The following is a 12,846-nucleotide window of genomic DNA, read 5'->3' on the forward strand; positions in this document are numbered from 1 at the left end:
CCCTTTGAACAAAACGAAAGCCGATTTAGAAAAAGGGCGCACTTATACATCATTTTAAAAAATTGGTAGCGTTGCGTAGTGGACGATACATTTAATCGTTGCTTCGCCACGGTTATTCCACGTCCATGGTGGCTCGTTGTCAAGGACAATCGGATTAGATAACAAGTACCTGTTTTTTACACTTTATAATTTTTGTCAAAAAAGGGTTGCCATTCCAGTTATTAGAAGTATTGATTAACTCAAAGAGCCTGAGAAAGAATTGTTCAGCTAAAAACAAAAAGTCTATAAACTCCATTAGGTGTTTCGCAAACTAATGGAGTTTATGGATTTTTTATTCTAGCAAATTCAGTTTCATTTTTGTAGATTAAACCTCACGGAAGCTTTGGTTTAGCTGAATTAATTGTGAAATCAGATTGCCATATACACCAGATTCACTTGATTTGGTTATTGATTGGTAGACATCACGTGAAATGCACGGAAGTTTTTCTTGCAGTGATTTTCCTTTCTCGGTCAGCTGAATAACCAATTGCCGTTCGTCGGTGCTAGCTCGTATGCGATGCAATAGTCCTTGTTTTTCCATCTTTTTTAATAAAGGGCTTAGCGTGCCCGAGTCTAGAAATAGCCGCTCACCGAGTTGTTTTACAGATAAGTTGTCCTCGATAGCCATTAAGGTAATAAAGCCTGTGTAGGTCAAGTCGACTTCATCTAAGAAAGGTTTGTACATGCGAATGCTTTCTTTTGAAGCAACATAAAGTTGAAAACATAATTCATTTTGTAATGGATTGTCATTTGCGTTCATTTGAAGCAACTCCTTTCTTTTTATTTTAACAGAAACAAATTATTCCTCAAATACAATTAAATTGTGTACAATGTATTCAGTAAGGTAAAACCAAACAAATGTCAGAAAGTAGGAATAGATATGAAAAAAGTTTTTTCAACAAAAATGATTAATACAGGCGGACGTAACGGTGAGGTTCATTCTCCTGATAATTCTTTTGAAATGACAATCGTTGCTCCAGGACACAAAGTAGCAGGTGCGACAAACCCAGAACAATTATTTGCAGCTGGATATAGTGCTTGTTTTAACAGTGCTTTGGATTATGTGAAAAAACAAGCACAAGTAGATGGTGAATCAACTATTGAAGTAACTGTTTCACTATACAATTTGAGCCAAACTGCATTACCTGATGTTCAATTAGGTGTTGAAATCGAAGGCCACATTGAAGGAATTACTTTAGAAAAAAGCCAAGAATTATTAGAAATCGCACACCAAACATGCCCTTATTCTCGTGCAACTCGTGGAAATATTGAAGTATCAGTAAAAGCAATCTAATTTTATTTGAAAGGATGAAGCAAGATGACAACGACAAAAGCAGTCGTAATTAATCAATACGGCGGGAAAGAACAACTGACAGATGCAACTGTGACGTTACCTGAGTTATCCGCTCATCAAGTGTTGGTTAAAGTAAAAGCAACTTCGGTAAATCCACTTGATTGGAAGTTACGTGAAGGATATTTGCAACAAATGATGCCATGGGAATTCCCGATTATTTTAGGCTGGGATGTTGCAGGTATCATTGAAGAGGTAGGTTCACAGGTTTCTGACTGGAAAGTTGGTGATTGGGTTGCCGCTAGACCAGATACGACTCGGTTTGGTACGTATGCAGAGCACACAATTGTTGATGATCATCTTCTAGCAAAATTACCGGAAGAAGTATCATTTAAAGATGCAGGTGCACTACCTTTAGCTGGTTTGACCGCTTATCAAGCACTATTTACCCATGGGAAACTTCAAGCAGGACAAAAGGTGCTCATTCATGCTGGAGCTGGTGGCGTGGGAACATATGCGATTCAATTAGCGAAAGAAGCTGGCGCGTATGTAATTACTACGGCTAGTCCGAAAAATCATCAGCTATTAAAAGAATTAGGTGCTGATGAAGTGATTGATTATCATACGACTGATTTTGAGACTACTTTAAGTGAGATTGATTTGGTTCTTGACACAATGGCAGGAGAGGTACAACGAAAAAGCATCACTGTACTGAAGCCTGAAGGACGTTTAATCAGTATTCTTTCGATAGACGAAGATCCACGGATTCAAAAAAAAGGGATTCATGCTGAGGCTATCTGGCTGAAACCAAATGGCGAAGAATTAGCATCCTTAGTTAAGCTGATGGCTGAAAAGAAACTAAAAAGCGTGATTGGCGCTGAATTTCCGCTGAACCAAGCGGGGATTTATGCTGCACATGAACTCAGTGAAACGCACCATGCAGTAGGAAAAATCGTGCTAGTTGCTGAAACTGAATCAAATGCATATTAGGTCAAAAATGAGGTTCTGTTGCAAAGTTTTAAATAAAGAATAAAATCCCTTACGGTATCTATGATTTAAGCTGGAATTCCCAATAATACCTTGATTTTAGTACAGACCGAAAACCCGAAGAGAGTGCCTTCTTTTCGGGTTTTCTTATATAATCCTCGAATGGCTTCCATGCCTTTAATCGTAGTAGAGGCAGTGCGTAAACTTCGATAGAATTTATTGCGTCTCTTTACTGGACGATGGTCTTGTTCAATCAAATTATTCAGGTATTTAATGGTACGATGTTCTGTCCCTTGATAAAAGCCGTATTCTTTTAGTTTATTAAAGGCACTTGTAATAGAGGGGCCTCTACAGTTTGAGGTTAGGATTCAAAAAATATAAGAAAAGCCCCATTTAAGGGGCTTTTTTATCTATAAAATAAAGTTCAGAAAAGTCTCAATCGTGCCACTTTCATACATGATGTATAGTCCAAGTGGAATGAATACTAAGGGCACAATGATTCGCTGGTATTTTTCAATTGTCTCGGATATTAACGGAATAGAAGATAGCACCCGACTAAGCTCGCAAAAGATAATTATGCCGATTGCAAACACAAGCAACGCCACGAGGGTCTGTGACCAATCTAACGAAGCAAAATAAGGTATATAGATACCTAAATTATCTCCGCCAGACGCAATTGTCAGCAATGTAACTGTCCAAAACAGTTGATTTGCCTTGCTTTGTTCTAATCTTTCAATAATTTCTTCCTCTTCTTCTTCCTCACCTTCTCCAACAATTGCAAAGCGAATCCCTAAATAGATAGGGATTAAACCAAGCAATCCAACCATCCATGGTTCAGGCACGAAATTGACGACATAAGCAGCAACTAAACTCGCCCCTACAAGTAAGCCAGTGCCTAGATACTGCCCCGCATAAATATGCCATTTCTGTTTATTCTGTGATAGCTGTGCAAATAAAATAATTAAAATAATTAAATAATCGATACTGGTGGAAATATAAACACCAATAGCAGATATGATTGTCTGTCCCATAAAAAAACCTCCTGTATTAGTCAGTAATAAATCAGCAAATTTTAAGAGAACACAGACACATTAATTTAGCTATCCCTAATGGGTAATGTCGAACGTAGGAAAGCATTTTACTCCTCCTCAAAACATAGTTACAAAGTAATTTCTAACTGGAATTCGGTGACCACTTCCATGTAAAGTATAACCCACTATACTTTACTTCGTAAAGGTGGGCTCGCCGAGGGGTCTTGCAGACGGCTCAATTCGGCTTTTTCAAGCCGAGTGTCAGTGACCCCATCGGGTCAATTAGCTGATACCTGTTTGACGATTTGCTGCCCTACCAAAATAGTAGGCGTGTAAACCTCAAACTAAAATAAAAACCCCCTTCGACTTATAGTGGACACCATTTTTTTCACTCCTCCACATTTTATAAAAAAGACCCTAAAAGAATCTCAAAACCAAAACTTGTGTATAATATGCTAAAAAGATTGGAGCCTTTATCTATGAAATTTAGAGAAATTACAAGTGAAGATTATAATAATTGCGCTGAAAATTTAGTCGCAGCTTATGCAGGAGCACCATGGCATAATAAATGGACTAAAGAAGAAGCTCTACTTAGAATTAAAGCAACAATGAGTGGATTCAATTCTAGAGGATACGTTATCGAAAATAACGATAAAATATTGGCAATGTGTATAGGCAGAATTGACTATTATTTTAGTAATATGGATCAATTCTGTATTGACGAATTTAACGTCATTCCTAGCCACCAAGGTTCTGGTATTGGAAAACAATTAATAAATTCCGTTTCTAATTTAATGAAAAATAATGAAATACATAGAATTTTTCTAATTACCGGTGGAAAATCAGCAGTAAAATTCTATAAAAAAAATGGATTTATAGAATCAAATGACGGATTTATGATGGAGCTCGAATTATAATTAAGAAAATAATAGAAAAAAGACCTCGGAGGGCTTGCCACCCTCCAAACCACCCAGTCGCCTCTTGTCACCCCAGTTAAAGTGGCCACATGTTGCCGGAAGACAAATCGGCTTATATCGGAAAACTTCAACAACGTGGTCAAATTGTAGCCTTTGTTGGAGATGGCGTTAACGATAGTCCGTCCTTAGCTTTAGCAGACATTGGCATCGCAATGGGAAGCGGAACGGACGTAGCAATTGAAACATCTGATGTCGTTTTAATGAACTCGAACTTCAGCAACTTGCCTCACGCATTAGGATTAGTAAAAGCCACCGCAAATAATATGAAACAAAATATCGTGATTGCAGTTGGCGTAGTGTTGGTCTTGTTGACCAGCGTCTTCTTCAGCGAATGGATGAATATGTCTATAGCGGAAACTCAGATTTTTAAATCTGGGATTTTCCGCTTTTTTGAGTTCTTGAAAAAAAAATAAGCGTATAGAGTATGCTCTTTATAAAATGGGTATTCGGACGGGGGGGGGGAGATTTCTCTATTTTTTGGTATACACCAAAGGACGAAAAAAATTAATGCAGTTCGTTTAATACACAGTATTTTCTCGTCTTACCCGCATAAATACACAGTATTTTCTCGTCTTTTAATCGCTGTATCCCTTAGTATCACTGGTTATATTTTCTCCAAATAGATTTAAAAGATAAAGCATTTACGATATATAAAAGTCTTCATAATTTACTAAAAAAATTTAATATACGATACATAAATTTCTCGTGATTTCTCAATAGAAAAAGTATCTTCCTTAACGAAAAAAAGTGGGCATCATTGACGACAAGAACTGGCGCCATTGAGGCTGGGACAAAAGGTCTCTCAAAAAAAAACACTCCCAAAAACTATGAACTTTTTTGTTCAGTAGTGGGAGTGTATTTTTCTATATCTTTATAAAAATAAACGAAAGTGGGACTACTTTTTTCGCAAAAGTAGTTTTGTCCCAGCCTCTTTTTATTGCTATTAATTACACTATCTTACTATTACACTACCTTAGTAATAGACTACCATACTATTACAGTATTATATTATTACACTATATACTATTACACTATAATACTATTCCACTACCTTAGTAATAGACTATCATACTATTACAGTATTACATTATATAGTATCTTACTATTACATTATCATAGTATCCCAGTACTACATTGATGCAATAAAGTGGATTAAACTAAAAAAAGCAATAAAAAAACTCCGGTTGGCAGACCAGAGTAATTATTTAATCCAGTTCAATTAGTTTGTCGCTATGAACTAGGAGATTATCATTTATGTAGTTTTACTACGTTTGTAATACAAGTATACTTTATACACTTTATTATTTATATTTAAAGACTTTGCGCAATTCAAAAGCCTTATGTATCAAGGGTTTTGCACATTAAAAAATCACATTTTACGCAGTAATTGACAACATTTTACGTAATCAATCACCACAATAACTTAAATAAGTGGTTTTTGTGTTTATTACAACATTTTACGTAGTAAAAACCACATTTTACCACTTTTGTTATAGCTGTTTTGAAATTATTTATTTATAACCACTTTTTTTACCTATTGTGGTTTATTTAAAGTCGCCCCTTGAGAAAACCGTGTAATTCATTACATGGATGAATCAAGTTCTAGGGCGACTTTAAATAAAGGTGATCAATAAACTATTAAAGGTTTGAATTCCCAATTTACGTTCGATTTGTTTAACGGTGAATTAGTAACTTAACCTTCTTTCTATTCGTTAAATAACGTTTAATTTAAAGATTTAAGTACTTTGCGTAAAAATAAAGCTTGATATAACAGGGGGGTTGCCATTTGCATGACCAATAGAATGGCAGTTTGAAACCAGTAAAATGGCAATTTGAAACCAGTAAATTTTAGATTTTGGTTTCAAACAGGATTTGAAACCAGTAATTTTAAATTATTTGCTTTAAACTTTATTTAAAACAAATAAAATAGCAATTTGAAACAAGTATTTTTAAATTATTTGCTTTAAACTTTATTTAAAACAAATAAAATTGCAATTTAAAACATGTTTTTTTAAAATAGTTGCTTTAAAAATTTCCAATCATTATATCGTTATAAGTACCAACTTTTGTCGTTATAACTATGCTAAAATATCAAACCTCCGCCCCTTATAACGACAACACCCACAATCAGTCGTTATAAGTGCCAACTTTTGTCGTTGCTAGCTGCCATTTTAGGTGTTCCTAAAACCCCTTTGACATTGATATACTAACCTCAATTTTTACGCAAATTACTTAACCTTTAAATCTATATAATATTAATTTATATAGACAACTTATTTAAATTATGTCTGTATGTCTTAATGAATTATAGAAATCAACAATTAAAGTGATGATCTTAAGACGGAGTATAACGGAGAACCGTTGAACTTCTATGTGACTTCTATGAACTCATTGAAGTTAGCTTCAGGTGAAACAATTGAAGTAACAAGTGAAGAGATTATCGCAGCACAAGCAGAGAATGGTACGTTAAAATTAAGCGGCGAACAAGTAAGTGAGCGTGCAGAAGATGCATACTCAAACACCGCAAACGAAGATACTAACGGAGAACCTTCGACAGGAACCAACCTAGCACCTACTGGTTCAATTGTAGTTAATTGGGTTGAAGTACCCATTAGCTTAGATATGCTAGTGACTAGATTAAATCCTTCAGCGGATAATGTAACGGCAACGTATCGTGATGTAACAATCGGTTCAACCTTAGCTAAAATTTATGATGTAACGTTTGGTGCGATTGACCGTTCAGCAATCATGACGAACAAAGAGAATGCGGTAGCACAGTTGGAAGCTGCTAAAGAATCTATGGAAGAATATCATGAACGATTGAATGATGACCCTAACATAAGTGATGACGATGCGAAGAAAATTATTGAAGCAGACAACATCGCTTTAAACTCAATCGGTGACGGTGAAACAAATAAGCAAATTGAAAAGCTATTAAGTGAAACAAGCATTTCCAATTCAGACTCAAGTGGTACAGTTGAAGAAACAAAACCAATTGAAGAGATGACTGCTGAAGAACGTGAAGCCGCATTGCTTGCTGAAGTCAACGAAGAGTCACTAGGTATTACGCAAGATACTTCAACAGTCGTTGCTTTAGAAAGTTTACGTGCATCAATCATCGACTTGAATTATCAAATTGCATTGTATGATGTAGAGTTAGATTATATTGACGAAGTTTTAATCAAACAAGATAGCATTGGCCGTGAAGCTGTTAGATATAATTTGTTAAGTCCATTCGATATTTAATTTAAAAGGAGCGTATAATCATGGCAAGAAAAATAGAACCATTACAAAAACGTTGGGCAAGTTTAGCAACTACTTTAAAGGATAGTAAGAACGATTTAGATTTCGGTAAGATCGATTTTCAGCTAACTGCTTCAGAACAAGAACCATTAAACGAGTTAGCAACGTCAATTAAAGAGATGGCAAAAGAGATGCGAGAGATTGCTAATCAACTTGATAAAGAGTTTGACCACTACGTTAATTCTAAACGTAACGATGCGATTGATTCTGCGATGTCAGATAGCGAAGTACGTGAGTTAGTTTTAGCAATGGCTTTAGAAAAAGGTCTAGTGAAAACGTTAGATCTTTCTTCAGAAGTTGAAGTGGAGAACGAAGAACCAGTCGCAAATAATTCAGAACAACGTCAGGCAATTTAATCAGTAAAGAGAAATTCATATAATGTTTTTGATACCAGATGGTCGATGACTGTCTGGTATTTTTTTGTTTGTTATCGTGAAGGGCAGGGTGGGATGATAGCAAGTTCAAGCGGATGTTATCGTGACACCATGCCAATTTTTCTTGTACCTCATCTAGTTCATTACCTTCGGTTACGCCAAAATTATTTCTAGCGACTCGTCAAAAAAATGCCTTCTGGATTTTAAAATGATAGGCTAAGCTTCATCATTTTTTTCGTCCTCAATCTTAAAAGGGTTAGGCTAGGTTTCGTCGAAAAATTTTCTTTTTATATCAGAAGCTTAGCCAAAGATTTGTAAAAAAAATTTTGTATTCATACCAAAAGCTTAGCCAAGGTTTTGAAAAAAAATCTTGCATTCACTCCAAAAAGGTAGCTAAGGCTTCATCAAAAAACTTTTGATTAATCCAAAAAAGGTCAGCAAGCCTTCACCATTATTTTTGTTCTCAATCCAAAAGAAGGGGGCAAGGTTTCTTGTTCTCAATCCGAAAAGTCGATCAAGGCTTCGTCATTTTTATTTGTTCTCAATCGAAAAAAGGTGGTAGAGGATTCTTCTATTCAATCCAAAGGGTAGGCTAGCCTTTAACCAAATTTCTTCAAAAAATTTTCAAAGGCATGGCTAGGCTTTTTCAAAAATCTACCTAACCAAAGTATAAGCCCTAAAGGAAAAAGGCACTTTTTCACAAACTTTTTGTTGTTACAAGTCGCTCCAAAAGCCTATGAAATCAAGGTTTAACCTGTAACAAGAACTTGCAAAAAGTGGTTCATTGGTGTAACAACTTGTAACAAGCTTGTTACAAGTTTATAAGTCCCAAAAAGCAAGTGAAAATAAGGGTTTTACACACTTCCGTTTTAACTGTTGTTACAAGCTTGATACAACTTGTAACAAGAAAATGATAAAAATGCACCATTTTCCCTTATGCTCTTCCACCACTTTTCACCATTCACAAAGTATGCCTAGCTTACCTAGTAAAGCCTAGCAAGGTCAAACGGGTAAAAAGGCATCTTGATATAGGGGATCCTTCAAAGGTCATGGGCGGAAATTAAAGGGACAAATCGAAAAGGGAGGCAAGAGATTGAGCAGAAAAAGGAAGGTTAGGTAGCCAGCCATTAAGACTTTGAATGGGTTAGATTTTAAAAAGGGTAGTAGGTTGCTGGATAATTTTTGAATAGGTTGGTCTTGAGTAAGGGGAGATAGAAAGTAAAACAAGGGGAAGGGTTAGGGGGTAGCGAGTGAATGTTTTTTTGCTGACATTGCATGGAACAGACGAGGCCTATAGTCAGCTCTTCCAGCCGCTCTTGAAGTGGCAGCTTCCACTCAAGTGGTATGTTGCCAGTCTCTTTCTTGTGCTTTTGCTGGCATTTCCCTCTATCCGTCAAGACGGGGGCCTAGCCCAAGCATTGAGCTCTCGACCAATAGGGAGCTCAATGCTTTCCTTTGCCACCTACATCGTTGCGGCTATCCCGGTGGAAGTGGCCTGGCGGGGGTTCGCGCTCCCGCACCTGCAGAAGCGCTATAGCGCCTTTGCCGCGAGCATGATCATCGGTGTCCTCTGGTCAGTCTGGCATGCTCCGCTCCTGTTTAATTTGGACAATGTCATGTCCACGTATCCGCTGCTGCCTTGGTTTGTCGACGTGATGATGGACTCAGTCATTTATGTTTGGCTCTACAATTCCACAAAGGGGAGCGTCTTTCTCTTGGTTCTTTACCATGCCTTGTCTAATACTTTGGGAGGTTTCGCGGGCTGGTCCACTGCTACTGCGAGCATCGTAATCGCCGCCCTCCTGCTCCTTATCTACAAACCGGCCACCATCTCGGCGAATGGCCGAAAGTATAGCCTTTCGGATTAGAAAAACTACTATAAAAGCAATAACTTGATATTCCTCAATTTTTTTTCCTCCTTTTTTTCTTATGATAGAACCATCAATCGATGATTGAAAAAAGAAGGAGGAATTGAATATGAGAAAGAACATAATGATGACAACAGGAGCCGTCTTGGCAGCCACAGGGGCACTGTTCCTAAATCCCCTGACGGCCAGCGCCCACTGCGATACGATGGACGGACCAGTGATTGGCGATGCGCAAAAAGCGCTCGCGGAGGAAAACTTTAGCTACATCGCGAAATGGGTATTGCCTGAACGGGAAGAAGACATTGAGGGTATCTTTGCTCAGGTGATGGAAGTGAGAGATGATAGCCCTGAGGCTCAGAAATTAGCCGATCAGTATCTCTTCGAGAATCTGGTCCGTATCCATCGGGAAGGGGAAGGGGCCCCCTACACAGGCGTGAAACCGGAAGGAACCCCCATGGAGGAGGCAATTGTTGCCGCTGATAGGAGCATCGCCACGGGCACCCTCTCTCCTCTTGAAGGGCTTGTCGAACCCGAAATGATGCCGCAATTGGAGGAAGCCTTTGAGGACGTTCTCGCTACTAAGGATTTTGATACAAGCAATGTCGACGCAGGCCGAGAGTATGTCATGAATTATGTGACGTTCACCCATCTGGCGGAAGGGGAGGAGCATGAGGAAGCGGACCTGCACCCTACTGCCCAAACGGACGATTTGCATGAAGTGGAAAATGCGAAAGCCGCAGGGGAACATATTGAGCCAGAAACAGAGGAACCCAAAGCAAGTTGGCTGCCTTGGGGATTAGCCGGAACCTTCTTCGTCACTACCATTGCTGGGTTCCTCAAGAGAAGAGTGTAAGAATTTGAAAGATAGGCCATCTATTAGAAGAGGAAGCCAGCAGGCAGGATTTTTCCTGCTTTTGTCCGGCCTACTTTACTTCCTGATTACCCGCTTCCTGTTTTTCTTTATCTCCGTTCCCACACCTTCCATGTATCCTGCCATTCAGCCGGGAGACCGTATTCTCACCACCCGCCTCTATGATACGGGGGAAATTACCCGGGGTGATATCTTGGTTTTTCAATCTGAAGAACTAGATGAGGTGCTCGTGAAAAGGGTCATCGGTCTGCCTGGAGATGGGATTGTCATCAAGGAAACAGGGGAAGTCTTTGTCAACGGGGAAAGGTTGGCAGAGGAATATGTGGAGTACCCGGACTCCTTAGCAGGGCAATATCTAGTACCCGAAGACAGTTACTATTTTCTTGGAGACTTCCGTGTTCATTCCTTTGACAGCAGGAAATGGAATCAACCCTATATTCCAGAAGAGGCTATCTTAGGGGAGGCCCAATGGGTGGTGACTCCACTCTCCCGTTTCGGACAGGTAGACGAGGGTATTTAAAGCTAGTAAAAAAAGAAAGGACTTTTTCAAGCGTCGGTGAAAATCGTACTTGGGGATAGTCCTTTTTCTGTTGTCCAGCGTAGGAGAGGAAACTGGTGGAAAGGCTACTCCATTGTGCCAGTTTTTCGTTTTTTTTCTCGCAAAACGGATTGAATGCAAAATAGGTTTCAACTCCTTTCGCTCTCCCTATCCTGCCAAACTGGGCTAATAGCCCGGCTATTGTGCCGCTTTTTCGGTTGTGAGACAGATAAGAAAAAGTCTTTTTCTTGATGACGGTCATTTTTCCAGATAAATCGGCAGTCTATACTGGAGTCACCACTATGCCTTGGAAAGGTATATCCACTCAGATCAAGGGGTTCATTATACCTACCCTGTTTTCCAGGAAGAAGTTGAGAATATGGGGCTAATTCAGTCTATGTCGAGGCGCGGTAACTGTTGGGACAATGCACCTATGGAATCATTCTTTGGTCATATGAAGGACGTTGTATTATCTGAAAGAACAGAAACACTACAAGATTTTTGGTATGCAGTTGAAGATTATATTGAATTTTACAACAATCGTCGCTATCAGAAAAAATTAAAAAAGATGACCCCGACAGCTTATCGGGATCATATTTTGTGGGTAGCGTAACTCTCTTTTCTTATTTGTTCAGTTTAACGGTAGGCTTTCAGTACTTGTTTACAACAGTTTCTCTTTTTTATTTGTCTAGCTTAATTTTACAATTGGCGATTGTATTCGTAGGGTACCACGCTTATAAGGATTACCATAAATATAATGAGTTAACAAGAACTATTGAAGATATATTTATGCTACCAGTGTCTGAAAAAATGTTAACAGAGAAAGATAGAGTACAAGGAAAAATGTATTCAACAAAATAATAAAGCTTTTTAAACTCATATTTAATATAAATGTGAGTTTTTTGTCTATTTAGGGTGTACCTACAATAGACATGTGTAACATATTGTCTTTTCGATTTCTTCACTGTGTATTATAAGTGCCTATTAAGTCTGTTGAGAAAAGGAGTAAGAAAGATGAAAGTAGTATATGCACTCATATATTTGTCACTAATCAAAATTTCGACCGATAGCTTAAGGGCTTAAAAAGTGTAAATACAAAAAGAATGTCCGGAAAAGTATATCCCAATGACTGAGGGTGCAAATTGCTCTTCAAGGAAAGGAAAATTAAGAGAGTGACCTTGTACTAATTTTTATATTTTTAAATATAAACAAGGTTACTTACAAAATAATGCAAGTAACCTTGTTTATTACTATTAAAATGATGATTTTTTAAACTTTAATGCTTCTTCTGATCATTTCAGCCTGTCTAGTAAGTCCTCGTTTTTCTAATTCTTTTACAAATATTGGCCAGGGTGGAATGTTACTGGTGTAAGGCGTTGGGCCGTTGTAAGCTCCGCCTCCTGGACCTGTATACAAACCGCCACCTGGCCCAGTGTATAGTCCACCGCCAGGTCCAGTATACAAACCGCCACCTGGTCCAGTGTATAATCCACCACCTGGACCGGAATATTGATTTCTATTCCACATTTTTTAACCTCCAAACTATATATAAATAAAGTTCTTATTA

General features: G+C 38.1%; 11 protein-coding genes and 3 pseudogenes. 10 read left to right on the forward strand and 4 right to left on the reverse strand.

Annotation, left to right across the window (positions count from 1 at the left end; all coding sequences use genetic code 11):
• Positions 1 to 364: 364 nt before the first annotated feature.
• On the reverse strand, positions 365 to 799 hold the full coding sequence (locus ACUW85_RS07895) for a MarR family winged helix-turn-helix transcriptional regulator (RefSeq protein ID WP_048727036.1): 435 nt from the start codon (positions 797 to 799) through the stop codon (positions 365 to 367).
• Positions 800 to 919: 120 nt separating this feature from the next.
• On the opposite strand from ACUW85_RS07895, the gene ACUW85_RS07900 reads away from it, so the two are divergent.
• Complete coding sequence (locus ACUW85_RS07900) at positions 920 to 1,333, forward strand: Ohr family peroxiredoxin (protein ID WP_048727033.1); 414 nt, start codon at positions 920 to 922, stop codon at positions 1,331 to 1,333.
• A gap of 24 nt (positions 1,334 to 1,357) precedes the next feature.
• Positions 1,358 to 2,320 carry an NADP-dependent oxidoreductase gene (locus ACUW85_RS07905; RefSeq protein ID WP_048727031.1) on the forward strand — a complete coding sequence of 321 codons (963 nt, stop codon included), beginning with the start codon at positions 1,358 to 1,360 and terminating at the stop codon, positions 2,318 to 2,320.
• Between the two features lie 65 nt (positions 2,321 to 2,385).
• Here ACUW85_RS07905 and ACUW85_RS07910 read toward each other — a convergent pair.
• Together ACUW85_RS07910 and ACUW85_RS07915 are read right to left on the reverse strand one after the other, a co-directional pair.
• Positions 2,386 to 2,667: pseudogene (locus tag ACUW85_RS07910) on the reverse strand (DDE-type integrase/transposase/recombinase); the annotation flags it as partial.
• A 60-nt stretch (positions 2,668 to 2,727) separates the two neighbouring features.
• On the reverse strand, positions 2,728 to 3,348 hold the full coding sequence (locus ACUW85_RS07915; RefSeq protein WP_048725925.1) for a CadD family cadmium resistance transporter: 621 nt from the start codon (positions 3,346 to 3,348) through the stop codon (positions 2,728 to 2,730).
• Positions 3,349 to 3,827: 479 nt separating this feature from the next.
• Between ACUW85_RS07915 and ACUW85_RS07920 the strand changes: the two genes are divergently transcribed.
• The 8 genes and pseudogenes from ACUW85_RS07920 to ACUW85_RS07955 form a co-directional block, all read left to right on the forward strand.
• Positions 3,828 to 4,265 carry a GNAT family N-acetyltransferase gene (locus ACUW85_RS07920; protein ID WP_048728320.1) on the forward strand — a complete coding sequence of 146 codons (438 nt, stop codon included), beginning with the start codon at positions 3,828 to 3,830 and terminating at the stop codon, positions 4,263 to 4,265.
• A gap of 83 nt (positions 4,266 to 4,348) precedes the next feature.
• A pseudogene (locus ACUW85_RS07925) lies at positions 4,349 to 4,738 on the forward strand (HAD-IC family P-type ATPase); the annotation flags it as partial.
• Positions 4,739 to 6,707: 1,969 nt separating this feature from the next.
• Positions 6,708 to 7,571, forward strand: coding sequence for a hypothetical protein (locus tag ACUW85_RS07930; RefSeq protein WP_149256370.1), 864 nt, complete (start codon positions 6,708 to 6,710; stop codon positions 7,569 to 7,571).
• A gap of 20 nt (positions 7,572 to 7,591) precedes the next feature.
• Positions 7,592 to 7,984, forward strand: coding sequence for a hypothetical protein (locus tag ACUW85_RS07935; RefSeq protein ID WP_048729024.1), 393 nt, complete (start codon positions 7,592 to 7,594; stop codon positions 7,982 to 7,984).
• Positions 7,985 to 9,252: 1,268 nt separating this feature from the next.
• On the forward strand, positions 9,253 to 9,870 hold the full coding sequence (locus ACUW85_RS07940) for a CPBP family intramembrane glutamic endopeptidase (RefSeq protein WP_182023095.1): 618 nt from the start codon (positions 9,253 to 9,255) through the stop codon (positions 9,868 to 9,870).
• A gap of 109 nt (positions 9,871 to 9,979) precedes the next feature.
• Entirely contained in the window at positions 9,980 to 10,723 is a 744-nt protein-coding gene (locus tag ACUW85_RS07945; RefSeq protein WP_259345342.1) for a DUF6448 family protein, read from the forward strand.
• A 4-nt stretch (positions 10,724 to 10,727) separates the two neighbouring features.
• Positions 10,728 to 11,261 carry a signal peptidase I gene (gene lepB / locus ACUW85_RS07950; RefSeq protein WP_259345344.1) on the forward strand — a complete coding sequence of 178 codons (534 nt, stop codon included), beginning with the start codon at positions 10,728 to 10,730 and terminating at the stop codon, positions 11,259 to 11,261.
• Positions 11,262 to 11,595: 334 nt separating this feature from the next.
• Positions 11,596 to 11,892, forward strand: a pseudogene (locus ACUW85_RS07955) (IS3 family transposase); the annotation flags it as partial.
• Positions 11,893 to 12,548: 656 nt separating this feature from the next.
• Here ACUW85_RS07955 and ACUW85_RS07960 read toward each other — a convergent pair.
• Complete coding sequence (locus ACUW85_RS07960) at positions 12,549 to 12,806, reverse strand: hypothetical protein (protein WP_149256367.1); 258 nt, start codon at positions 12,804 to 12,806, stop codon at positions 12,549 to 12,551.
• Between the last annotated feature and the right edge of the window lie 40 nt (positions 12,807 to 12,846).

It is taken from the genome of Aerococcus sp. 150760013-2 (assembly GCF_053627715.1).

What these genes read in the sequence shown, in the direction of transcription:
- ACUW85_RS07895 (WP_048727036.1), bottom strand. Translation starts at nt 799, where the DNA reads ATGAACGCAAATGACAATCCATTACAAAATGAATTATGTTTTCAACTT.
- ACUW85_RS07900 (WP_048727033.1), top strand. Translation starts at nt 920, where the DNA reads ATGAAAAAAGTTTTTTCAACAAAAATGATTAATACAGGCGGACGTAAC.
- ACUW85_RS07905 (WP_048727031.1), top strand. Translation starts at nt 1,358, where the DNA reads ATGACAACGACAAAAGCAGTCGTAATTAATCAATACGGCGGGAAAGAA.
- ACUW85_RS07915 (WP_048725925.1), bottom strand. Translation starts at nt 3,348, where the DNA reads ATGGGACAGACAATCATATCTGCTATTGGTGTTTATATTTCCACCAGT.
- ACUW85_RS07920 (WP_048728320.1), top strand. Translation starts at nt 3,828, where the DNA reads ATGAAATTTAGAGAAATTACAAGTGAAGATTATAATAATTGCGCTGAA.
- ACUW85_RS07930 (WP_149256370.1), top strand. Translation starts at nt 6,708, where the DNA reads ATGAACTCATTGAAGTTAGCTTCAGGTGAAACAATTGAAGTAACAAGT.
- ACUW85_RS07935 (WP_048729024.1), top strand. Translation starts at nt 7,592, where the DNA reads ATGGCAAGAAAAATAGAACCATTACAAAAACGTTGGGCAAGTTTAGCA.
- ACUW85_RS07945 (WP_259345342.1), top strand. Translation starts at nt 9,980, where the DNA reads ATGAGAAAGAACATAATGATGACAACAGGAGCCGTCTTGGCAGCCACA.
- ACUW85_RS07960 (WP_149256367.1), bottom strand. Translation starts at nt 12,806, where the DNA reads ATGTGGAATAGAAATCAATATTCCGGTCCAGGTGGTGGATTATACACT.